21 protein-coding genes and 1 tRNA gene are annotated in these 22,984 nt (G+C 65.7%); 12 read left to right on the top strand and 10 right to left on the bottom strand.

Annotated features, from left to right (window positions below):
- The first annotated feature begins 1 nt into the window (after window position 1).
- A complete protein-coding gene (locus tag QTI24_RS08150; RefSeq protein WP_286599632.1) occupies window positions 2–1,348 on the top strand; it encodes a threonine/serine exporter family protein in 1,347 nt (448 codons plus the stop codon).
- 55 nt (window positions 1,349–1,403) lie between these two features.
- Here the strand turns inward: QTI24_RS08150 and QTI24_RS08155 are convergent.
- Window positions 1,404–1,479: transfer RNA gene (locus tag QTI24_RS08155), tRNA-Ala, on the bottom strand.
- Window positions 1,480–1,573: 94 nt separating this feature from the next.
- Between QTI24_RS08155 and QTI24_RS08160 the strand changes: the two genes are divergently transcribed.
- The gene (locus QTI24_RS08160) at window positions 1,574–2,440 is read left to right on the top strand and encodes an alpha/beta hydrolase (protein WP_286599633.1); all 867 of its coding nucleotides are present in this window, start codon (window positions 1,574–1,576) and stop codon (window positions 2,438–2,440) included.
- A gap of 15 nt (window positions 2,441–2,455) precedes the next feature.
- Here the strand turns inward: QTI24_RS08160 and QTI24_RS08165 are convergent, their stop codons facing one another.
- Window positions 2,456–3,433, bottom strand: a complete 978-nt coding sequence (locus QTI24_RS08165; RefSeq protein ID WP_286599634.1) for a GMP reductase — start codon at window positions 3,431–3,433, stop codon at window positions 2,456–2,458.
- A 241-nt stretch (window positions 3,434–3,674) separates the two neighbouring features.
- Here QTI24_RS08165 and QTI24_RS08170 point away from each other — a divergent pair, with 241 nt between their 5' ends.
- Entirely contained in the window at window positions 3,675–6,047 is a 2,373-nt protein-coding gene (locus QTI24_RS08170; RefSeq protein ID WP_286599636.1) for a UvrD-helicase domain-containing protein, read from the top strand.
- Window positions 6,048–6,171: 124 nt separating this feature from the next.
- Here the strand turns inward: QTI24_RS08170 and QTI24_RS08175 are convergent, their stop codons facing one another.
- From QTI24_RS08175 to QTI24_RS08185, 3 genes are read right to left on the bottom strand one after another with little or no spacing between them, the layout of a single operon-like run.
- Window positions 6,172–6,966 carry a BPSS1780 family membrane protein gene (locus tag QTI24_RS08175; protein WP_286599637.1) on the bottom strand — a complete coding sequence of 265 codons (795 nt, stop codon included), beginning with the start codon at window positions 6,964–6,966 and terminating at the stop codon, window positions 6,172–6,174.
- A 9-nt stretch (window positions 6,967–6,975) separates the two neighbouring features.
- Window positions 6,976–8,019, bottom strand: coding sequence for a homoserine kinase (locus tag QTI24_RS08180; protein WP_286599638.1), 1,044 nt, complete (start codon window positions 8,017–8,019; stop codon window positions 6,976–6,978).
- A gap of 7 nt (window positions 8,020–8,026) precedes the next feature.
- Window positions 8,027–8,404: a hypothetical protein gene (locus QTI24_RS08185; protein ID WP_286599639.1), complete on the bottom strand. Its 378-nt coding sequence runs from the start codon at window positions 8,402–8,404 to the stop codon at window positions 8,027–8,029.
- A gap of 97 nt (window positions 8,405–8,501) precedes the next feature.
- Between QTI24_RS08185 and polA the strand changes: the two genes are divergently transcribed.
- The 3 genes from polA (at window position 8,502) to QTI24_RS08200 (ending at window position 13,666) form a co-directional block, all read left to right on the top strand.
- Window positions 8,502–11,294, top strand: a complete 2,793-nt coding sequence (gene polA / locus QTI24_RS08190; protein ID WP_286599641.1) for a DNA polymerase I — start codon at window positions 8,502–8,504, stop codon at window positions 11,292–11,294.
- A gap of 140 nt (window positions 11,295–11,434) precedes the next feature.
- On the top strand, window positions 11,435–12,736 hold the full coding sequence (locus QTI24_RS08195; RefSeq protein WP_286599642.1) for a M20/M25/M40 family metallo-hydrolase: 1,302 nt from the start codon (window positions 11,435–11,437) through the stop codon (window positions 12,734–12,736).
- 27 nt (window positions 12,737–12,763) lie between these two features.
- A complete protein-coding gene (locus QTI24_RS08200) occupies window positions 12,764–13,666 on the top strand; it encodes a LysR family transcriptional regulator (RefSeq protein ID WP_286599643.1) in 903 nt (300 codons plus the stop codon).
- A gap of 119 nt (window positions 13,667–13,785) precedes the next feature.
- Here the strand turns inward: QTI24_RS08200 and QTI24_RS08205 are convergent, their stop codons facing one another.
- Complete coding sequence (locus QTI24_RS08205) at window positions 13,786–15,021, bottom strand: D-amino acid dehydrogenase (protein WP_286599644.1); 1,236 nt, start codon at window positions 15,019–15,021, stop codon at window positions 13,786–13,788.
- Between the two features lie 210 nt (window positions 15,022–15,231).
- On the opposite strand from QTI24_RS08205, the gene QTI24_RS08210 reads away from it, so the two are divergent.
- From QTI24_RS08210 to QTI24_RS08230, 5 genes are all read left to right on the top strand, one after another.
- Window positions 15,232–16,116: a transporter substrate-binding domain-containing protein gene (locus tag QTI24_RS08210; protein ID WP_286599645.1), complete on the top strand. Its 885-nt coding sequence runs from the start codon at window positions 15,232–15,234 to the stop codon at window positions 16,114–16,116.
- Between the two features lie 133 nt (window positions 16,117–16,249).
- Window positions 16,250–17,011, top strand: a complete 762-nt coding sequence (locus tag QTI24_RS08215; protein WP_286599647.1) for an aspartate/glutamate racemase family protein — start codon at window positions 16,250–16,252, stop codon at window positions 17,009–17,011.
- Window positions 17,012–17,079: 68 nt separating this feature from the next.
- Window positions 17,080–17,988, top strand: a complete 909-nt coding sequence (locus QTI24_RS08220; RefSeq protein WP_286599648.1) for a dienelactone hydrolase family protein — start codon at window positions 17,080–17,082, stop codon at window positions 17,986–17,988.
- A 78-nt stretch (window positions 17,989–18,066) separates the two neighbouring features.
- Complete coding sequence (locus tag QTI24_RS08225) at window positions 18,067–18,993, top strand: ZIP family metal transporter (RefSeq protein ID WP_286599650.1); 927 nt, start codon at window positions 18,067–18,069, stop codon at window positions 18,991–18,993.
- A 117-nt stretch (window positions 18,994–19,110) separates the two neighbouring features.
- Entirely contained in the window at window positions 19,111–19,344 is a 234-nt protein-coding gene (locus tag QTI24_RS08230) for a hypothetical protein (protein ID WP_286599652.1), read from the top strand.
- Between the two features lie 112 nt (window positions 19,345–19,456).
- Here QTI24_RS08230 and QTI24_RS08235 read toward each other — a convergent pair whose 3' ends face one another.
- The gene (locus QTI24_RS08235; protein ID WP_286599653.1) at window positions 19,457–19,666 is read right to left on the bottom strand and encodes a dodecin; all 210 of its coding nucleotides are present in this window, start codon (window positions 19,664–19,666) and stop codon (window positions 19,457–19,459) included.
- 192 nt (window positions 19,667–19,858) lie between these two features.
- Here QTI24_RS08235 and QTI24_RS08240 point away from each other — a divergent pair, with 192 nt between their 5' ends.
- Window positions 19,859–20,335, top strand: coding sequence for a GNAT family N-acetyltransferase (locus tag QTI24_RS08240; protein WP_286599654.1), 477 nt, complete (start codon window positions 19,859–19,861; stop codon window positions 20,333–20,335).
- A gap of 13 nt (window positions 20,336–20,348) precedes the next feature.
- On the opposite strand, the gene QTI24_RS08245 is transcribed toward QTI24_RS08240, so the two are convergent.
- Genes QTI24_RS08245 through QTI24_RS08255 form a run of 3 tightly spaced genes read right to left on the bottom strand, consistent with a single transcriptional unit; the run spans window position 20,349 to window position 22,980 of the window.
- Window positions 20,349–20,948, bottom strand: a complete 600-nt coding sequence (locus tag QTI24_RS08245; protein ID WP_286599655.1) for a DUF3299 domain-containing protein — start codon at window positions 20,946–20,948, stop codon at window positions 20,349–20,351.
- A 2-nt stretch (window positions 20,949–20,950) separates the two neighbouring features.
- Complete coding sequence (locus tag QTI24_RS08250) at window positions 20,951–22,213, bottom strand: ABC transporter permease (protein ID WP_286599656.1); 1,263 nt, start codon at window positions 22,211–22,213, stop codon at window positions 20,951–20,953.
- Window positions 22,210–22,980 (bottom strand): ABC transporter ATP-binding protein, encoded by a 771-nt coding sequence (locus QTI24_RS08255; protein ID WP_286599657.1) that lies wholly within the window; start codon window positions 22,978–22,980, stop codon window positions 22,210–22,212. The genes QTI24_RS08250 and QTI24_RS08255 overlap by 4 nt, the downstream gene beginning before the upstream one ends.
- Window positions 22,981–22,984 lie beyond the last annotated feature (4 nt).

Genomic DNA, 22,984 nt, shown 5'->3' on the forward strand with positions numbered 1-22,984 from the left:
CATGAACTCCGAATCCGAGCCAGCGAATCCACCGCCCGCGGCACCGACGGACGCTGGCGGCGGGCGTTCGGTGGCCGAGCGTCGGCATCTGCTGCGCTTCCTGCTGCGCCTCGGCCACCTGCTGCTGGCCACTGGCGCGCCTGCGGGGCTTGTCGAGACATCGCTGCGGCGCATGGCTCGTGTCTACCAGATCGAGCACTTCAATGCGCTCGCACTGCCGACAGTGGTGTTCGTCAATTTCGCGGAGGAGGATTCGCTGCAGATCGAGTTCACCGCCGAGCAGGGTCTCGTGCTGCGATTCGACCAGATCGAGGCGGCCTATGAACTGGCGCGCGACGCGGAGCGCGAACCTATCGACCCGGCCGAGGGCCTGAAGCGCATCTATGCCATCTTGTCGATGCAGCCCCGGCTCGGACTGCCGTGGGGCGTGCTCGGGCATGTGATGGTCACCGTCGGGATCGCGCTGGTGCTGCGCCCTGCCGCCGACGTGGTGGGCGCGGCCGCGTTCTTTGGGCTGGTGGTCGGCGTGCTCAAGGTGCTGGCGCGCAACCGCGGGATCATCACGACGCTGCTGCCGACCGTCGCGGCCTTCGTCGTGGCGCTGGTGTCGCTGCTCGCGGCGCAGCACGGTTTTGCGGCCAGTCCGATCTATGTGCTCGTCGCGTCGCTGGTGACCTTCCTGCCCGGCGGGACGCTCGCGGTCGCGACGGTCGAGCTGGCTTATGGCGACATCGTTTCAGGCGGCACGCGCTTCGTGTACGGCTTGCTGCAACTCGTGTTTCTCGTTCTGGGCATGCTGGCTGCGGCATCGCTGGTCGGCCTGCCGCCGGACAAGTTGCTTACGCCAGGACCGGAAGGTGCGGTGCGGGCGTGGGCGCCCTGGCTTGGCGTGCTGCTCTTCGGTGTGGGGCACGTGCTGCACTACTCCGCGCGCCTTCGGACCTTGCCGTGGATGCTCGCGCTCCTGTGCGTCGCCCAGGCGGGCCAACTGGTCGGCAATGCGGCGTTCGGTGGCTACATGAGCGGCTTCTTCGCCGCCATGCTGATCACGCCGGTGTCCTACATGGTGCAGTACCGGCTGGGCGGGCCGCCCTCGATGGTGACTTTCACGCCGGCACTGTGGCTGCTGGTGCCCGGATCGCTGGGTCTCATCGGGATGGCCGAACTCGTCGGCAATGATCGTCTTGCGGGGGTGGAGAACTTCGTGGCGACGCTGTTCTCGATCGTCGCGATCGGCCTCGGTTCGGTGATCGGCACGGGCGTCTACAACGCGTTGTTCGAGCCGGTATTTCAACGCGCCGGAACGATGGCCAACGTTATGCTCCGCTACCTGCGACTGCGTCGCTGACGCCTCCGGAGGCTGGCGCTTGGTGCTGAGAGGCCCGTAGTGGGCCGAGACGGGTTGGTGGAGAGGAGGAGGATCGAACTCCCGACCTCCGCATTGCGAACGCGGCGCTCTCCCAGCTGAGCTACCCCCCCAACGCAAGGAGAATTCTAACCAGAACCCGGGACTCCGTGCAGCCTTGGCGGCGCATGCCAAGATGCGCGCCTCCCCAACTCCGGAGCAAGAAGAATGGTCTCGTACGATCCCGCCTGGCTGGACCGCATGTACAACAACCGGGCGCGCGTACCGGGTCATCCCGCGTACCTCGAACGCTGGGCGGCGGATTCCGCGTCACTTCGAGCCTCCCTGCCGTGCAGCGTGGACGTGCGCTACGGCGACGAGCCCGGCGAGACGCTCGACGTCTTTCCCGCGCCGGTGGCGGATGCGCCAATGCTGGTGTTCGTCCATGGCGGCTATTGGCGCTCGCTCGACAAGAGCGATCATTCATTCATCGCCCGGGCGTTCAACGACCGCGGCGTGTGCGTCGTGGTACCCAACTACGCACTGTGCCCAGGCACGCCCGCACGGCCGGTCGGCATCGCGGACATCGCGCTGCAGATGGTGCGCGCGCTCGAATGGACCTGGCGCAACGTCGCGTCCCACGGTGGCGATCCCTCGCGCATCACCGTGACCGGCCATTCGGCCGGCGGTCACCTCGCTGCGATGCTGCTGGCTTGCGACTGGAAGGCCGTGGCACCGGATCTGCCGGCGCAACTCGTTCGCAACGCGCTCTCGATCTCCGGCCTCTACGACTTGCGGCCGCTGCAGCATGCGCCCTTCATCGCGGATGCGATCCGGCTGAGCGATGCCGATGCACTGCGCCTCAGTCCGGCGCTCTGGCCGGCGCCGACGCGCGGCCGGCTCTACACGGTCGCTGGTGGCGAGGAGAGCGATGAGTTCATCCGCCACAACACGCTGATCCGCGAGGTGTGGGGCCCCAAAGTGGTCCCCGTCTGCGAGGTGCTTCCGGGGCTCGACCACTTCGGCGTCGTGGATGCGCTGGCCGACCCCGGCCAGCGGCTGCACAGTCTCGCCGCGCAATTGGTCGACGCCTGAGGCGCGCCGGCGGCCTTACATCAGCAGGTGTTCGCCGGCGTTGTCACCACCCAGCGTGACGTAATTGACCTTGCGGATGTCCATGAGCTTGCGGCCGCCCGCGTAGCTGATGGAGCTTTGGATGTCCTGCTCCATCTCGACCAGCGTGTCGGCGAGCTTGCCCTTGATCGGTTCGAGGATGCGCTTGCCTTCGACATGCTTGTACTCGCCTTTGTTGAAGTCGCTGGCCGAGCCGTAGTACTCCTTGAAGAGCGTGCCGTCGACTTCCACGGTCTGTCCCGGCGATTCCTCGTGACCTGCGAAGAGCGAACCGATCATCACCATCGATGCGCCGAAGCGGATGCTCTTGGCGATGTCGCCATGGTCGCGGATGCCGCCGTCGGCAATGATCGGCTTGGTCGCCACGCGGGCGCACCACTTGAGCGCCGACAACTGCCAGCCGCCGGTGCCGAAGCCGGTCTTGAGCTTGGTGATGCAGACCTTGCCCGGGCCGATGCCGACCTTGGTGGCGTCCGCGCCCCAGTTCTCCAGGTCGATCACGGCCTCCGGCGTGCCGACGTTGCCCGCGATCACGAAGGTTTTGGGCAACTTCTTCTTGAGGTACGCGATCATGTTCTTCACGGTGTCCGCATGGCCGTGTGCGATGTCGATCGTCACGTATTCAGGCGCCAGGCCGGCGTCGGCCAACTGATCGACCGTGTCGTAGTCCGGCTTCTTGACACCCAGCGAGATCGAGGCGAACACACCCTTGGCGCGCATGTCCTTCACGAACTGCACGTTATCCAGGTCGAAGCGGTGCATGACGTAGAAGTAGCCGTTCTTCGCGAGCCAGGTGCAGATGATCTCGTCGACCACCGTCTTCATGTTGGCGGGCACCGTCGGGATGCGGAAGCTGCGTCCGCCGAGGGTGACGCTGGCGTCGCACTCGGAGCGGCTTTCCACCACGCACTTGCGCGGCAGCAGAAGGATGTTGTCGTAGTCGAAGATTTGCATGAGATCCAAGCTCCTTGAAAAGGTCGTCGCCGAAGGATTCCGGCGGCGATGGGGCGCTTGGCTTGGAGACCGGATCTGCGGGTGCGCCGTGGCGGCGCGACCGAACCCTGCTGTGCGCAGGCACAAAAAAACCGGACGTCAAGAAACTTGGGCCCGGTGACTGATTCTACCCGCCCGGCCCTGAAAGTGACTTCAGCCGCTTCGTATAACCCCCATACGCAGTGCTTTCTACAATCGACGGATGTTCACCGACCTCGCGGCCGCCGCAGATTCGCCGCTGCTTCAAAACCTCAACCCGGAGCAGCGTGCCGCCGTGACGCTCCCGGCCGGCAATGCACTGATCCTTGCGGGCGCCGGCTCGGGCAAGACTCGGGTGTTGACCACCCGCATCGCATGGTTGCTGCAGACCGGCCAGGTATCACCGGGCGGCATCCTGGCTGTCACCTTCACCAACAAGGCCGCCAAGGAAATGATGACGCGGCTGGGCTCGATGCTGCCGGTCAACGTGCGGGGCATGTGGATCGGCACGTTCCACGGTCTGTGCAATCGTTTCCTGCGCGCGCACTGGAAGCTGGCTGGCCTGCCGTCCACCTTCCAGATCCTGGACACCCAGGATCAGCTTTCGGCCATCAAGCGACTGATGAAGCAGTTCAACGTCGACGACGAGCGTTTTCCGGCCAAGCAGACGCAATGGTTCATTGCCGGCGCCAAGGAAGACGGCCTGCGCCCGCGCGACGTCGAGATCCGGAGCGACGACGACCGCAAGAAGGTCGAGCTCTACCAACTCTACGAGGAACAATGCCAGCGCGAAGGCGTGGTCGATTTCGGCGAGCTGATGCTGCGCAGCTACGAGTTGCTGCGCGACAACGATCCGGTGCGCGAGCACTACCAGCGGCGCTTCCGCCACATCCTCATTGACGAGTTCCAGGACACCAACCGGCTGCAGTACGCGTGGATCAAGATGCTCTCGGGCACGACGACTGACGGCCGCTTCGTGCCGGGCGACAACAGCGTGATCGCGGTCGGCGACGACGACCAGAGCATCTACGCCTTCCGCGGTGCCCGCGTGGGCAACATGGCCGACTTCGTGCGCGAGTTCGATGTTTCGCATCAGATCAAGCTGGAGCAGAACTACCGCAGCTACAGCAACATCCTCGATTCGGCGAACGAGCTGATCAGCCACAACAAGAAGCGTCTCGGCAAGAGCCTGCGCACCGACCAGGGCCCGGGCGAGCCCGTGCGCGTGTACGAGTCGACCAGCGATTTCGCCGAGGCGCAGTGGATGGTCGAGGAAATGCGGCAACTGGTGCGCGACGGGATCGACCGAAAGGAAATGGCCGTGCTCTACCGCAGCAATGCGCAGAGCCGGGTGATCGAAACGGCGCTTTTCAATGCGGCCGTGCCGTACCGCGTGTACGGTGGCTTGCGCTTCTTCGAGCGCGCCGAAATCAAGCACGCCTTGGCTTACCTGCGGCTGCTGGAGAACAAGGACGACGACACGAGTTTCCTTCGCATCGTCAACTTCCCGCCGCGAGGCATCGGTGCGCGCAGCATCGAGCAGCTCCAGGATGCGGCCCGTGCGGCCGGCCGGTCGCTGCACGACGCGGTGAGCGCGGTCGGCGGCAAGGCTGGCGGCAATCTCTCGGCCTTCGTCGCCAAGATCGACGTGCTGCGCGAGCAGACGCAGGGCATGTCGCTGCGCGAGATCATCGAACTGGTTCTCGACCACAGCGGCCTGGTCGAGCACTACAAGGCCGATCGCGAAGGAGCCGACCGCCTGGAGAACCTGGACGAACTGGTCAACGCCGCCGAGAGCTTTGTCACGCAGGAAGGCTTCGGCCGCGACGCGGTGGCGCTGCCCGTCGACGAACTGCGGCAATCACCCGCAAGCCAGGGTCTCGATCCCAATCGCCCCCTCGTCGACGAGGCGCTGGCCCCCGATGCGGAAACCGGCGAGACGCTGAGCCCGCTTGCGGCATTCCTCACGCACGCCGCGCTGGAGTCGGGCGACAACCAGGCACAGGCCGGCCAGGACGCCGTGCAGCTGATGACAGTGCACGCGGCCAAGGGTCTCGAATTCGATTGCGTGTTCATCACCGGCCTGGAGGAGGGCCTGTTCCCGCACGAGAACTCGATGAGCGACCACGAAAGCCTCGAGGAAGAACGCCGGCTGATGTACGTGGCCATCACGCGCGCCCGCAAGCGCCTTTACCTGAGCCACTCGCAGACGCGAATGCTGCACGGCCAGACCCGCTACAACGTCAAGAGCCGCTTTTTCGAGGAACTGCCGGAAAGCGCGCTCAAGTGGTTGACGCCCAAGAACCAGGGATTCACCCCGTCGGCCTTCGGCTACGGCGGCGGCTATGCCACCACGCGCGGCGGCGGGGGCGGCTACAGCAGCAAGGAAACTTTCGCCAGCCCGCCCGTGCCCCCGCAGAAGACCGCACCCTCGCACGGCTTGCGTTCAGGCATGCAGGTGTTCCACAACAAGTTCGGCGAGGGCACCGTGACTGCGCTGGAAGGCAGCGGCGACGACGCCCGCGCGCAAGTGAATTTCCCGCGCCACGGTGTCAAGTGGCTGGCCCTCTCGGTCGCGAAGCTGACGCCGGTCTAGCCGATCCCGGGCCGGCGTAGCCAGCCCCATTGGTGAAACACGGCGGAGCCGGCTTCGCCGGGCCTCCCGTGGTGGCCCCCTGAAAGGGGGTGCCCGAGCCACACGAAGTGGGCGAGGCTGGGGGTTACTCCTGGAAACTATCGCGGAACGTGAACCAGGTGCTCGTGAAGAACATGGCGGCCATCACCAGCGCGCCGCCGATCATGACAGCGCCACCCGCGGCCGAAGCGCCTTCCCCGATGCCCATCGCGCCGACCGCAACCAGCAGCGTCGCCAGCAGGCTCAGCACGATGCCGGCGCCAATGAAGACGCCGACCCAGACCAGGCCGAACACGGTGAGCGCGCCGAAGTTCTTGAAGCAGGCGACAAAGCTGAAGAACAGGCTTTTGGCCGGCGGCACGCGATGCCAATGCACCAGCGCCGGCGCATGCCAGAAAGCCAGCGACAACGGCAGGTACAGGCCCATCGCGATCCAGAGCGCGATCTGGAATTCGGTGGTCTCGGCCAGCTCGCGGGTGAGCGGGCCGCCGAGCAGATAGACACGGGCGAACTGGCCCCCATCGGCCAGCGCGGAGATCGCCATGACGCCGAGGAACAGCGCCGCATAGAGCGCACCCAGCACCGCCATGGGCCGCACGTCCGTCCGGATGGCATTCAGCGCGGCCATGAACACCGTTCCCGCCGGCGGCTTTTCCGGCCCCGCCGCCTGCGCGGCAGCTGCCATCAGGCCCAGCGTCATGGTGGGCAGCAGCATCAATGCGAAGGCTGCGCCGATCAGCGGCACCTGCGAGGCGATCGACACCATCGCCATGAAAAAGAAGAACAGCGAAATGAAGGCCAGCGGCTGTCGCGCGAAAGCCTGGAGGCCGGTACGGACCCACAGCACGCCGGTGCGCGCCGGCACGAGGTTGAGTTTCATCGGGTCAGGTCAGGCGGCCAGCGTTTCGGCGCCGCGGTCGAACTCGAAGCTCGCATGGGCACGTTCGCGCAGCACGCGTTCAAAGTGGGTCGGATCATGAGCCTTGAGCATGCTCGCCTCGCGCGGGAGGTGGTAGTCCCACAGCCTCGAAATCCAGAAGCGAAGCGCGGCGGCGCGCAGCATGGCGGGCAGCAAGGCACGCTCGGGGCCGGACAGAGGGCGCACCGTGCCGTAGGCGGCGAGCAGGGCGTCGGCGCGCGCGGCATCGTGGCGGCCGCATGCGAGATCGATGGCCCAGTCGTTCAGGCACACGGCCAAGTCGAAAAGCCAAGTGTCGGCGCCCGCGAAGTAGAAATCGAACACGCCGGTCAGCCGTGGCGCATCGGCGCTGGCGTGGGTGTCGAACATGGCGTTGTCCCGAAACAGATCGGCATGCACCGGGCCGCGCGGCAGGGCCGCGTAGGCGGAAGATTCGGCCACGTGGTTCTGGTAGGCCAGTTCGCTGCGCAGCAGCGCGGCTTGCGGGGCTTCCAGGTAGGGCAGGACCACGGGCACAGTGTCGTTCCACCAGGGCAGACCGCGCAGATTCGGCTGAATGCGGGGATAGTTGCGCGCCGCGAGATGCATCCGGGCCAGCAGGCGGCCCAGTTCGGCGCAATGGGCGGCCGTCGGCGCCAGTTCGCTCTTGCCTTTCAGGCGTTGCACGATGGCGGCCGGCTTGCCGGCCACGGTGTGCAGCAGTTCGCAAGGCGCGTTGCCCGGAATGGATAGCGGATGGCCAGTGGGCGGCGGGATTTCCGGGTCGGCCACCGGCCCGGGCACCGGGAGACCGCGTGCCGCGAGGTGCTTCATCAGGCAAAGGTAGTACGGGAGCTGATCGGCACCGAGTCGCTCGAACAGCGTCAGTACGAACTCGCCCGACTCCGTGGTCGCGAAATAGTTGGTGTTCTCGATGCCACCCTCGATGCCCCTCAGATCGGTGAGGGCACCCAGACCGAGCCGACGCACCAGTGCGTCGGCTTCGTCGAATCCGACTTCCGTGAAAACCGCCACTGCGCGCTCAGAACTTGAAGACGTTCCACCAGACCCGTGAACCGTTCTCGCCGGAACTCTGGTCGGATTGCCCTTGATTGCGCATGCGTTCGGTTTCGTTGGGCATCACTTGGTAGGACGGCCCGTTGGCGGGCTTCACGGTGATGCTTTCGGTCTGGCCGCCGACACGGAGCTCGTCGACCGTCGCGTTGCGGTCCTCGACGTGGATACGCTCGATCTTCTGGTTGTGGCGGCCTGCTGCCTTGTCCGGATCCGGCAGCGTCTGGGTGGGCGTCGAGCCCGGTGGCTGCGGATTCTGTGCAAGCACGGCGGCGCTCGGCGCGGCGCAGGCCAGCACCAGCGAAACAAGCCGGGTGCGGCGAACGTGGAGCGTGGAGGAGGACATGAAGAGATTGTAGGTCCGCGTTTCGCGCAGGGGTACTAGAAAGTGAGGAACTTTCGCGCTGCTCGGGGCCCCCGTCCCGGCACGGCAAAATGCCCCGATGACCGACAAGAAAACGCTGCTGCTCGTCGACGGATCGAGCTATCTCTACCGTGCCTTCCATGCGATGCCCGACCTTCGCGCCGTACCGGGGGACAGCAGCAGCCCCGCGACCGGCGCCATCCGAGGAATGATCAACATGATGCAGGCCCTGCGCCGCGAGGTGCGGGCCGACTACGCGGCCTGCATCTTCGATGCGCCGGGCAAGACCTTCCGCGACGACTGGTACCCCGACTACAAGGCGAACCGCTCGCCGATGCCCGACGACCTGCGCAGCCAGGTCGAGCCGATCCACCAGGTGGTCAGTATGCTCGGCTGGCCGGTGCTGTGCGTGCCCGATGTCGAGGCCGACGACGTGATCGGCACGCTCGCGCGCACGGCCGCCAGCCAAGGCATCGAGGTGATCGTGTCCAGCGGCGACAAGGACCTGAGCCAACTGGTGGACGAGCACATCACGATCATCGACACCATGAACGGCAAGAAGCGCGACGTGGCCGGCGTGACGGCCGAATTCGGCGTGCCGCCCAACCTGATGATCGACTACCAGACGCTGGTGGGCGATACGGTCGACAACGTTCCCGGCGTGGAAAAGGTCGGCCCCAAGACGGCCGCCAAATGGCTGCTCCAGTACGGCTCGCTCGACGATCTGATCGCGCATGCCGCCGAGGTCAAGGGCCAGGCCGGCGAGAACCTGCGCAAGGCGCTCGACTGGCTCCCGCAGGGCCGCAGGCTCGTGACCATCCGCACAGATTGCGACCTCGACGGGCACGTGGGCGGCCTGCCAGCGCTCGACGCGATCGCCATCGGCCCGCAGCAGATCGATGGCCTGAAGACCTTCTACGAACAGTACGGTTTCAAGAGCCTCGTGAAGACGCTGGAGGCGCACGAGGTGCAGCCCGAGCTGATCGAGGAAAACAAGAAGCGCAAGGGCCCGGAGGGCGGCACCGGCCTCTTCGACGACCCGAGTTTCGAAGCCGCATCCATGGCGACCAATCTGCTCTACGAGACCGTGATGACGTGGGACGCCTTCGATGCCTGGCTCGCGAAGCTCGAGGCCGCCGAGCTGGTGGCGATCGACACCGAAACGAGCTCGCTCGACGAGATGCGCGCCGAGATCGTCGGCCTGAGCTTCAGCGTGAAACCCGGTGAAGCCGCCTACATCCCGGTCGGCCACAACTATCCCGACGCGCCTGTCCAGTTGCCACGGGACGAGGTGCTCGCGAAGCTCAAGCCATGGCTGCAGAACGGTGCGAAAAGGAAGCTGGGTCAGCACGTCAAGTACGACCGCCATGTGTTCGCCAACCACGGCATCGAGGTGCAGGGCTATGCACACGACACCATGCTGCAGAGCTATGTGCTCGAAGTGCACAAGCCGCACGGGCTCGCCAGCCTGGCAGAGCGGCACCTCGGGCGCACCGGCATCGACTACGAAGACCTGTGCGGCAAGGGGGCGCACCAGATCCCGTTCAGCCAGGTGTCGATCGAAAAGGCGGCCGAGTACTCGTGCGAGGACTCCGACCAGACACTGGACGTACACCACGCGCTGTGGCCCCAACTCGAAGCGAACGAGAAGCTGCGATTCATCTACGAGCTGGAGATCGCATCGAGCGAAACGCTCTACCGCGTCGAGCGCAACGGCGTGTTGATCGATGCGCCCACGCTGTCCGCGCAGAGCAACGAACTCGGCAAGCGCATCATGGCGCTGGAACAGGAGGCCTACGAACTCGCGGGCCAGCCTTTCAATCTCGGATCGCCCAAGCAGATCGGCGAAGTGTTCTTCACCAAGCTTGGCCTGCCGATCGTCAAGAAGACCCCGAGCGGTGCGCCGAGCACGGATGAAGAGGTGCTGGAAAAGCTCGCCGAAGACTTCCCGCTGCCCGCCAAGATCCTGGAACACCGGGGCCTGTCGAAGCTCAAGGGCACCTACACCGACAAGCTCGGCCTGCTGGCCAATCCGCGCAGCGGCCGCGTGCATACGCACTACGCACAAGCCGTGGCTGTGACGGGGCGGTTGTCGAGCAACGATCCGAACCTGCAGAACATCCCGATCCGCACCCCCGAAGGCCGCCGCGTGCGCGAAGCCTTCGTGGCGCCGGCCGGCAGCGTGATCGCGAGTTCGGACTACTCGCAGATCGAGTTGCGCATCATGGCCCACATCAGCGGCGACGAGTCGCTGCTGCGCGCCTTCACGGAAGGCATCGACGTGCACCGCGCGACGGCAGGCGAAGTCTTCGGCGTCGCGGTGGACCAGGTGTCGAACGAGCAGCGCCGCTATGCGAAGGTCATCAATTTCGGGCTGATCTACGGCATGAGCAGCTTCGGGCTCGCGCGCAACCTGGGCATCGAGACCAAGGCCGCCGCCTCGTATATCGAGCGCTACTTTTCGCGCTATCCGGGCGTGAAGCAGTACATGGACGAGACGAAGGCGCTCGCCAAGCAGAAGGGTTACGTGGAGACCGTCTTCGGCCGCCGCCTCTACCTGCCCGAGATCAACTCGCCGAACGGCCCGCGCCGCGGCGGTGCCGAACGCGCCGCGATCAACGCACCGATGCAGGGCACCGCGGCCGATCTCATCAAGCTCAGCATGGTCAAGGTGCAGGAGGTGCTCGACGCCGAGAAGCGCGGCACGAAGATGATCATGCAGGTGCATGACGAACTGGTGTTCGAAGTGCCTGAGGATGAGGTCGAGTGGGTGCGCACGGAGATCCCGCGGCTCATGGCCGGCGTGGCGGAGCTCAAGGTGCCGTTGCTGGCCGAGATCGGCTTTGGGCCCAATTGGGACAAAGCACACTAGCTGAGATCGCCCCCAGGCTGCGCGCACTTCGTGTCGCTTCGCCTACCCCCTGACCGGGGGCAATACCGGCGGCCCGGCGGAGCCGGTTCCGCGGTATTTCTGGAATCTGTCTTTTGAATGTTGAGGAGAGTTTGGGACTCATGAACACTGCTATTGCCACGGGCCGAAAGGTCTTTTTGATTGCTGCGCTTGCGGCGGGTTGTGCTTGCGCTTTTGCTGCACCTGATCAACGCATCGCTTCGCTTGCTGCCAAGGAGAAGCCGGCGTTGCTGGAGACGCTGAATCAGCTGGTGTCGATCGAATCCGGCAGTCGTGACCTTGAAGGTCTCGACAAGATTGCCAACCTGATCGCCGACAAGTTCAAGGCGCTCGGTGGACAGGTCGAGCTCATCGATCCTTCGGCCGATGCCTATCGGATGGAGGACACGCCGGAGAAGATCGGGAAGGTGGTGCGCGCGACTTTCAGGGGAACGGGCACCAAGAAGATCATGCTGATCGCGCACATGGACACCGTGTACCAGATCGGCATGCTGAACAAGCAGCCCTTCCGCGTCGAGGGCGACAAGGCCTATGGCCTCGGGATTGCGGACGACAAGCAGGGGATCGCGGTCATCGCGCACACGATCGCGTTGCTGAAGGCGATGGACTTCAAGGAGTACGGCACGCTGACGGTGCTCATCAATGGCGACGAGGAAATCAGCTCTCCCGGCGCTCGCACGCTTATCACGCGCCTGGGCGGGGAGCACGATGTCGTGATGTCGTTCGAGGGCTCATCGGTCAAGGAAGACAAGCTCTCGCTCGCCACCGCGGGCATCGCCTCGGTGACGCTCAACGTGACGGGCAAGGCCTCCCATGCGGGCTCCGCGCCTGAACTCGGCGTGAATGCGCTGTACGAACTGTCGCACCAGATCCTGCAGATGCGCGACCTGTCCGATCCGGCGACGGGCCTGAAGATGAACTGGACCGTCTCCCGTTCGGGTTCCAACCGAAATGTGATTCCGGCGACAGCCACGGCGGGCGCTGACGTGCGGGTGCTGAAGGTCAGCGACTACGACCGCATCGAGCAGCAGATCCAGGAGCGCGTCAAGAAGCAACTCATTCCGCAGGCCAAGGTCGAGATGAAGTTCGAGCGCCGCCGCCCGCCACTGGAAGCCACGGATGCTTCGCGTGCACTGGGGCTCCACGCGCAGCAGATCTACAAGCAACTCGGCAAGGAACTGGGTGCGGACGACAAGGTTGCGGGCGGCGGCACCGATGCCGCCTTCGCCGCGCTCAAGACCCATGCGGCCGTGGTCGAGCGCTTCGGGCTGCAGGGCTTTGGCGCGCATTCTGCCGACGCCGAGTACGTGCTGGTGGACTCCATCGAGCCGCGTCTCTACCTCGCGGCGCAGCTCATCATGGACATCTCGCGTGGCAAGGTGTCGGCGCGGCCGGCTCCCTGAGGCAACGGCGGTCCAACTCCTTCTGCGATGCGCCTTCGCCACATCGAGGTCTTCAACGCCATCATGCTCACGGGGAGCGTGAGCGCGGCGGCGCGGCTCATCAACATCACGCAGCCGGCGGTCAGCCGGACCTTGCAGCATGCGGAGATCCAGCTCGGGTTCTCGCTGTTCCAGCGTGCCAAGGGGCGGCTGACGCCGACCACCGAGGCGCTGGCGCTGTATCCGCACATCGAGCGGCTGTTCGCGCAACTCGACGAAGTGCAGAGGCTTGCAGCCAATCTGCGAATGGGAAGCGATGCGGGGGAGTTGCGCATCCTCTCTGTACTGGCGCTGAGCTATGAGGTACTGCCGCGCGCGCTCAAGCGTTTTCGGGGGAAGCATCCGGGCATCGCAGTGACAGTCGAGTCGCTGCATTCGCCGCAGATCATGTCGGCGCTGCTGCTGCAGGAGGCGGATGTCGGTTTCGCGTTCAGTCCGGCAGTGCACCCGTCACTCACCCAGGAGTCGGTTGCCGACAGCCGCATGGTGTGCATCGCGCCCAAGGGGATGCTGTCGCGCGCGCTGTTGCGCAATGGATCGGTGGCGCTGCACGACCTGGTGAACTTGCCGGTAGTGGGGCTGGACAGCCGCGATCCGGTCGGGACCAGCCTGAGCCAGGCCTGCCGGCAGGCCGGGGTTGGATTTCAGCAGGCGGTGGTGACCGTGCAGACGTACCATGCGGCGCTGGCGATGGCACACCACGGACTGGGCGTTGCGCTGGTCGATGGGTGTACTGCAAATTCTGCGGATCGCGACAAGGTGGATGTGCTGACGCTGGAGCCGCACATTCCCGTGCCGATTCGTGCGCTGCGATTTGCCGGGAGGCCGGATTCAGTGGCCGTGCGGAGCATCACGCGGTTCATGCGGGAGGCTATTGAAGAGATGAGTTGATGGGTTGGGGGTGGCGTCGTCGGGCGGTGTGCCCTGTGCCGGCCGACGTCACCGGCTGTGATTTGCGCGCAGGAAAAAGACGTTAGACGCGTACATGACCGTCGCACACCCCGCACCGCCTACCGGGCGCCCGCCCCAACGGCAACGCCATCGAGCTCGCGCGCCACCCTCTGCGCCGACCCAAAAGCCAGCGTGAAGCCCAACGCCCCATGCCCGGTATTGAAGAGCATGTTGTCGGGAGCAGCACCAAGCCGACCGACGATGGGCACTCCCGTCGGCGTAGCCGGCCGCATTCCCGTCCAGGGATGCAATTCATCCAGACGACTGGCATCCGGAAACACGGCGCGCGTAGCCTCCGCCAGCGTCTCGATGCGCGTGGCCGGGATGCTCGCATCGTGCCCGACCAGTTCGGCCATGCCCGCCACCCGCAGCCGCGATCCGATGCGGGCAAACACCACCTTGCGAGCACTGTCCGTGACGTTCACCTGAGGCGCGGCGCCCGGCGTCGGATCGACATCGACCGTGATGCTGTAGCCCTTGAGCGGATAGACCGGCAAATAGGCGCCCAACCGACGCCCGAGCCGGTGCGAAGCCGAGCCCAATGCCATCACGAAGGCATCCCCTTCCACGTCGCCCGCTGCGGTTTGCACTGCCGCGACCCGGCCGCCGCGCACGTCGAAGCCATGGATCTCCGTATCGAGCATGAAGCGCACACCTCGCGCGCGCAGGGCATTCAACAGCTCCGTGCACACCTTGAGACAGTCCGCGGCGCACTCGCTCGGCGTGTGGATCGCGCCGGCCATCTGCCCGCGGTAACTGGCCAGCGCCGGTTCGAGTGCGACGCATTCATCAGGGGTGACCAGGCGCTGTTCGCTGCCCAGCGTGCGCTGCAGTTCGAGCTGCCGGCGCGCGCCTTCGAGCGACGATGCGCTGGCATAGAGAACCAGCTTGCCTGTCGCCGAAAAGTCGCAATCGGGCGAAATGTCCGCACGCATTTCCTCGAACGCGGCACGGCTCTGCGCGGCCATGGCGAGAAGGCGAGCCGTGGTGTCGCGCGAGGTCTCCGCATTGCAGGCCGCCAGAAAGGCCATGCCCCAGCGCCACTGCAGCGGATCGAGCTGCGGTCGCAGCTTGAGTGGGGAGGAGGGCGAGAGCAGCAGCTTGGGCAACTGCTTCCAGATCGCCGGATCCGCCAGCGGCTGCACGTAGGAATAGCTCAGCTGAGCACCGTTGCCGCCGCTCGCACCGGCGCCCGGGGCGGCGCGGTCGATCACGCTCACCTCGTGGCCGTCGCGGTTCAGCTGCCACGCGGTGGCCAAGCCCACGATGCCGGCACCCAGCACGCACACGCGCATGGCGCTTCCTCCTCTGAAGTTCGAATGCGCCGACTCTAGGCGGGGTGCGCTCCATCGGGAAATGCCAAAAGCATCGCGGCCCATAGCCAAAGCTCATGGGACCACGAATCCATAACATTTGGTCATGGGCTTGGGCGCAAAAGGAATTGTGACGGGCGGGCGAATGCTTCCTACACTTCGTTTCACTTCAAATCCACCGAAAGGGCTCGCATGAAACTATCCGCATTGATGGCAGCCGTCCTGCTCTCTGCCGCCGTCACGGGCGCACAAGCCGCCGACACCCTGGCCAAGATCGCCGAATCCGGCAAGATCACGCTGGCCTATCGGGAGTCGTCGGTGCCCTTCAGCTACCTCGACGGTCCGAACAAGCCGGTCGGCTTCTCGGTCGAGCTGTCGAATGCGGTGGTGGACGCGGTCAAGAAGAAACTCAACAAGCCCAATCTGGAAGTGGCGCTGATGGCGGTGACCTCGCAGAACCGTATCCCGCTGATCACCAATGGCACCATCGATCTGGAGTGTGGCTCCACCACCAACAACACCGCCCGCGGCAAGGACGTGGCCTTCGCCATCAATCACTTCTACACGGGCACGCGGCTGCTCGTGAAGAAGTCTTCGGGGATCAAGAACTACGGCGACCTCGGGAAGAAGACCGTGGCCAGCACCACCGGCACCACCAATGCGCTGGTCATGCGCAAGTACAACACCGAGAAGAACCTCGACATGGACATCGTGCTCGGCAAGGATCACGCCGACGCTTTCCTGCTGGTGGAAAGCGACCGCGCCGTGGCCTTCGCGATGGACGACATCCTTCTGTTCGGCCTTATCGCCAACGCCAAGAGTCCGGGCGACTTCGAAGTGGTGGGCGATGCGCTGCAGGTCGAGCCCTACGGCTGCATGCTGGCGAAGGACGACCCGGCCTTCAAGAAGGTGGTGGACGACACCATCGTCGGTCTCATGAAGAGCGGCGAATTCGAGAAGATGTATACCAAGTGGTTCATGCAGCCGATCCCGCCCAAGGGCATGCCGCTGAACCTGCCGATGAGCCCGCAGTTGCGCGAGAACATCAAGTCGCCGAGCGACAAGCCAGCGACGTAGGCACCCCCCAGGCTTGCCCACTTCGTGTGGCCGCCAACCCCCTTGCGGGGCCAACACCTGCGGACCGGCGGAGCCGGATCCGTGGTGTTTCTGGAAGGGGCTGTGAAGGGGCTGGCGAATTGAGGCGCATGGCATGACACAAGTAGTTGGCATCCTCGGTGGCATGGGGCCGGCAGCGGGCGCGGATTTCGTGCGCCTGTTCGTCGATGCTTGTGCGCGGCGGATGCGGGCGCGCGGCGAGACGGTGCGGGACCAGGGCTTTCCGGAGCACTGGCTGGCGCAGGTGCCGGTGCCGGATCGCAGCGGTGCGCTCGAGTCGGAAGGGCTGGGTGCGCATCAGCCGCTGGAGCCGATGTTGCAGGCATTGGGGCGGCTGGCGGCGCTGGGCAGCCGGGCGGTCGCGATTGCCTGCAATACGGCGCATGCGTGGCACGCCACCTTGCAGGAGCGCTTTCCGCAGGTCGAGGTGTTGCACGTCGCGCGCGAGGTGTCGGCGCATCTGGCGGCGCAGGGCGTTCGGGACGTGGCGTTGATGGCGACCGAAGGCACCTACCGCATCGGCCTGTACGAGCAGGCGATGGCGGACGCCGGCATGGCCTGCCACCTGCCGCTTGCAGAGGAACGTCGGATGCTCATGCGTGGCATCTACGACGGCGTGAAGGCGGGTGACATGCCGTTGGCGCAGGCCTGCTTCAGCGAGGTCGCACTGCAACTCGCGCGGCGTCATGGATCGGTGGCCATCGTCATGGGATGCACCGAGATTCCCCTCGGGCTCGAGGGCTCGGCGTCGGTCGGTGGGCTGAGACTGGTCGACCCGGCGCAGGTTCTTGCGTCCGCGCTCGCGGCGCGCGCCTACGACGGGGTTTCGGCGCCAGCCCCACGCGTCCTCGCCTGATCGCCTACATTGCGGCCTGCGCTTCGCGCGCCAGCCTTTGTCCGTCGATTTCACAGGAGTTCGCCCGTATGACTCGTTCCGAGAATGCTTCCGATCTGCAAGCCGATTTCGATTCGCTCCGCCCCGGCGACAGCACCGAGCAGGGCGCGACGCGCCGCACGGCGCTCAAGGCCGCCATCGGGGTGGGTTATGCGGCGGCCACCTTGCCGATCGCGGCGCAAACCGTCGTCAAGACGTCCGACGAGGGCCTCAAGGCCGGCCCCGTCAAGTACACGGTGAACGGCTTCGAGGTGCCGGCCTATGCCGCCGCGCCGGCCGGCAAGACCGGCTTGCCGGTGGTGCTCGTGGTCCAGGAGATCTTCGGTGTGCACGAATACATCGCCGACACCTGCCGCCGCTTCGCCAAGGCCGGCTACCTGGCCATTGCGCCCGAGCTTTACGCGCGTCAGGGCGACCCGAAGGGGTATACCGACATCCCGAAACTGCAGGCCGACATCGTCAGCAAGGTTCCCGATGCGCAGGTCATGGCCGACCTCGACGGCGCGCTCAAGTACGCGGCTGCGAACGGCGGCGACGTTCAGGAAGCGGCCATCACGGGCTTTTGCTGGGGCGGACGCATCGTCTGGCTCTATGCGGCCACGGGCAAGGTCAAGGCCGGCGCGGCCTGGTACGGCCGGCTCATCGGGCAGCCTTCGGAGCTGACGCCCCGGCATCCCATCGACGTCGCCGCCAACCTGCAGGCGCCGGTGCTGGGCCTGTACGGCGGCAAGGACCAGGGGATTCCGCTTGACACGGTTGATAAGATGAAAGCCGCCCTGGCAACCGGTTCACCGGCTGCCAAGGCTTCGCAGTTCGTCGTGTATCCCGAAGCGGGCCATGCGTTCCATGCCGACAACCGGTCCAGCTACGTCAAAGAGGCGGCCGAAGACGGATGGAAGCGCGCCCTGGCCTGGTTCAAAGCCAACGGTGTGGCCTAGCCACATCCGCTAGCCGCTTTCAATCGAAAGCCGTCCGATGGACGGCTTTTGTTTTTTGCCACCATTGCGCAAGCAGTCATGAATTTGTTAGCCATCATCGCCGCGACCCTGGTCGCCGGCATCGGAAGTGTCTGGATCGCCGCGCTGCTGCTGCGCGTGGGCGTGCGTAGCGGGGCCGGCGGCGTGAATCCGCAGCATTTGCTGAGCCTCGCCGCGGGCGCGCTGTTGGCGACCGCCTTCATGCACCTGCTGCCCGAAGCCTTCGAGAGCCACATCGCGCCGGCCGTGCTGTTCGGCGTGCTGTTGTTCGGACTGGTTTTCTTTTTTCTGCTCGACAAGGCAGAGTTGTGGCACCACGGGCACGAGCATCATCATGGCGAGCACGTCGACGAACCTGGGCACAGCCGAGCCAATCCGCACGATCAAGGCCATCACCACCTTCACGTTCACGCCCACGACCATGCGCATGCGCATGCGCACGACGCCAAGGGCGGCGGCTGGGCCGTGCTCACCGGCGACAGCGTTCACTGCTTCGGCGACGGCATCCTGATCGCCTCGGCCTTCGTCGCGGACATGCGCCTGGGCCTGGTGGCTGCGATCGCCGTGCTCGCGCACGAGGTGCCTCACCACATCGGTGACCTGGTCGTGCTGCGCCAGAGTTCGTCCAACCAGCGCGTGGCGCTCGTCAAGGTCTCATTGGCCGGGACGATGACCGCGCTTGGCGGCCTGGTGGGCTGGTGGCTGGTCGACCAGCTGCATGGGTGGCTCCCCTATTTCCTGGTGCTGGCGGCCAGCAGCTTCGTCTACGTGGCGCTGGCCGACTTGATCCCGCAGCTGCAGAAGCGGCTGCCGGCGCGGCAGACGGCCTTGCAGATCGTGTGGCTGGCGATCGGCATCCTGCTCGTCACGCTCGTGAGCCGGTTCGCGCATGCCGACCATGACCATGCGCACGGCGGCGTTGCCGATCCGGACCACGCGCACGGGGCGTCCGACCACAAGCACTGAGTGGACACCCGCGGCACTTTCTGACACGCTTGTTGCCCCTTCGCCGAAGTGGCTGATTCGGCTGGGACCCACACTCGGGGTGCATCATGCAAACATCAGTCAGCCAGGAGTCCGATCATGATCAGCGCCGACCCCCCTCTGCGTCCCGGAGAAGCCGCAGACGAACCCGAGATCGACGAAGCCGAAGACACATTGCCCGAGGACGACGAGGCGTTCGAAGAAGATGACGCCGAAGCGACCGATGAGCTGTCCGAAGAAACCGGCATCGACCTGACCGATGCCAGTGAGCTCGATGCCGACAACGTGCCGGCGGACGAGGAGTTTGACCGCGTGATTCAGGCCCCGGATTGACCAAGCTTACCCCCAGGCTTGCCTCACTTCGTGTGGCCGCCCACCCCCTGCCGGGGGCAATGCCTGCGGCCCGGCAAAGCCGGTTCCGCGGCATTCCCGGAATGGCGCGGGTCTAGTCCTCCAGCGTGAAGCCGGCCTTGATCGTCACCTGCCAATGGGCTACCTTGCCGTCGATCACATGGCCGCGCGTTTCGGTCACTTCGAACCACTGGATGTTGCGCACGGATTCGCTGGCTTTGGCGATGGCGCGCAGCACGGCATCGTCGCTGCTCGTCGGCGATGAGCCTGTGAGTTCGAGGAGCTTGTAGACGTGATTGGACATGGGGGCCTCCTGTCGCAGGGGGACGTGCGAATTGCGCGTGCCTCGCCGCGCCATGTTGGCACGGCATGGGCGTTCAGCACTCCTAGTTGAAACCCGGGGCTTGCTTGTCCATGTCCCGCACCTGCCTGTGGCGGCACGGGCGTGCAATATGCTTCCCGCAACTTCAATACTCGAAATGATGGTCAAGCGTCGATGAACCCTTCATCTGCAGTCATTCGGATCGACCTCGACGATCTCTCGGGCCCGGAGATTCGTGCGTTGCTACAAGCCCATCTGCGCAACATGCACGAGCTTTCGCCGCCCTGCAGCGTTCACGCGTTGGACATCGACAAACTGCGACAGCCCGATGTCACGTTCTGGACGGCGTGGGGAGGCAATGAACTGCTCGGATGCGGCGCGCTTCGGGAGCTTTCGCCGAAACATGGCGAGGTCAAGTCGATGCGAACCTCGGATGCCCATCGGGGACAAGGGGTCGCACGCGCCGTGCTTCATCGCATCATCGAGGAAGCGCGGACGCGTTCCTACGATCGATTGAGTCTGGAGACGGGCCGGATGAAGGCGTTCGAGCCGGCGCAGAAGCTCTACGAGTCGTTCGGGTTCACGCGCTGCGCTCCCTTCGGCAACTACGTCGATGATCCCCACAGCGTCTTCATGACGAGGTCGCTGTAGCGGAGGTTGTCGGTTACTTCGCGCCGCCGGTGTACTTGGTGACGCTGTCGGCTGTGACGTGGTAGCCGCTCACGCCCATCATCGAATCGTTGCGCAGGGTCTGCAGCTTGCCGGTGACCCACACGGTGTCCATGGCGCGGAATTTCGCGCCTTGCTTCGGGCGCACGTGCAGGATCTGGTTGGCCGGCGGCGGCGGTGTGTGGATGCAGGCGCCGAAGTAGGGCACCAGCAGGAACTCGGTGACTTCGCCCTTGTTCTCTTCGAGCGGCACGATGAACCCGGGGATCTTCACCTCGACGCCGTTCATCGCGGCGTTGGTCGGCGCGTTGTTCGACGCGTCCTGGAGCTTCATAAGCATCTCGTTGGCGCGCGGGTCGCTGTCGTCGAGCTTGCTCAGGTCCATGCCCTTGAGTTCCTTCATCGGGTCCCAGTCCTTGGGCACCAGTTCTTCCCACGAGATGACGCGAGGCTGGCCGGGTGCGGCCTTGGCGTCGGCGGGCTTGCCACCGAGCGGGTTGGTCGGGGAGGTGGCCTGTGGCGAGGGCTCGGCGGCCCATGCGCTGCCGGCGATGACGACCGCGAGAAGGAAGGAAACGGGAAGGCGCAATGTCATGTTCAGATCCTTGGAGAGAGGCCATCGGCGAGTGAAAGCCGGTAGGCGCGGATGCCCGGCAGCAGGCTGGCGACCCAGCCGGCCACGACGAGGGCCGCGAGCAGCGTCCATTCGTTCAGTGTAGGTTCGGACAAGTGCAGCGCCAGTCCGAACTGCGATTGAAGCCAGGGGGAAAGCAGGGTGACACCCAGCACGGCAAAGACGACGCCGATCGCCACGCCCAGCAGCGTGACCAGCGCGCCTTCGAGCGCCAGCAGCGCGAGCACGTGGCGCAGGCTGGCGCCGACAGCGCGCAGCACGGCCAGCTCGCGGCGCCGCTCGTTGAGGCTGGCCATCACCACCGACACCAGCCCTGCGAGGCTGACGAGTGCGACCAGCGCCGACATCAGCAGCAGCGCGTTCTCGCCGACGCCGATCACGCCCCACAGCTCGTCGAGCGCCACGCCCGGGAGGATGGCCATCAGCGGCTCGTCCGCATAGGTGGAGACCCAGCGCTGCACTGCGAACACGGCGGCGCGGTTCTTCAGGCCGACCAGCGCGGCGGTCACGTTCTTGGGCGTGAGGTCGAACTTGCGAACTTGTTCGGCCGGGATCTTGACGCCCGGCATCGGGGCGCCGCCCATCCATTCGAGGTGGATGGCTTCCATCGCTGGGAGCCCGATGTGCACCGTGCGGTCGACCGGCGTGCCGGTGCGCGCCAGCACACCCACCACGGTGAAAGGCTTGTCGGCATGCTCGGACACGTTCAGCTCGCCGCTCCCGTGGGCCAGCGTGATCTTCTGGCCGACGTGATAACCCAGCTTGTCGGCCACCTCGGCGCCGACCACGGCGTCGAAGAGTTCGCCGAAGGGCTTGCCCTCGCGCATCCGGAGCGGCTGGCGGTTGCTGTAGTGGAAGTGCTCGAAGTAGGCGGGCGTGGTGGCCAGCACCGAGAAGCCGCGGTGCGAGTCGCCCAGCGACAGCGGCACGACCCAGTCGACGCCGGGGTGCGCGGCAAGCGCCTGCACGCTCTTCCACTGCACGTTGTTGGTGGCGGCGCCGATGCGAAACACGGAATAGAGAAGCAACTGCGTCGAGCCGGTGCGCGCGCCGACGATCAGGTCGGTACCCGACACCGAGGACGAGAAGTTCTCGCGCAGTTCGGTACGGATGCGCTCGACGCCGAGCAGCAGAAAGGTCGATAGCGCGATCGACAGCACGGTGAGAGCGAGGGTGAAGCGGCGGTTCCACGCGCTGCGCCACGCGATGCCAAAGAGGGCGCTCATTGGGGAACCTCCGTGCTTCGCACTGCGGTGCGAGCTTGCTTGGAGCGGTCCGGCGCGGCGCTCATGCCAGCCCCCCCCGAAGCCGCACGATTGATCTCGGGCAACAGTACATGGCGCGAGAAGCGTTCGGCGATGCGCTGGTCATGGCTCACGAACACGAGCGCGCTGTGGTTCGTCCGGCAAGCCGACAGCAGCACGTCGAGGAAGGCTTCGCGGCGGTCCTCGTCGAGCGCCGAGGTCGGTTCGTCGGCAATCACGATTTCGGGATGACCGACGAGCGCACGCGCGGCGGCCACGCGCTGTTGCTGGCCGACCGACAGCTGCATCGCCTGGCGCTGCCACAGGCTGGCATCCAGGCCCATCTGCGCGAGCAGCTCTTCAGCCTGCGCCCGCGCCGTGCCATCGCGCGACGCCCGTTCCATGCGCCGCGCCGAGAAGCGGCAGGGCAGCAGCACGTTGTCGAGCACGCTGAGGTACGGCAGCAGGTTGAACTGCTGGAAGATGTAGCCCACATGCGCGACGCGCGATCGGTCGCGCGCGGCTCCCGAGAGTGCGGCCCAATCGTGTCCGAGCAGGGTGATGCGGCCCGCGTCGGCCACCAGCACGCCGGCCAGCAGCGACAGCAGCGTGCTCTTTCCGCAGCCGCTGGGGCCATGCAGGAAGACGGCCTCGCCGGCCGAAATGTCGAGCCGTTCGATGTCGATGCAGGGCGTTTGGGCGCCGGGCCAGGCGAAGCGCAGCGATTCGGCGGAAAGGACGAGCGTCACGAGC

This window comes from Variovorax sp. J22P240, assembly GCF_030316855.1.
Classification (GTDB): domain Bacteria; phylum Pseudomonadota; class Gammaproteobacteria; order Burkholderiales; family Burkholderiaceae_C; genus Variovorax.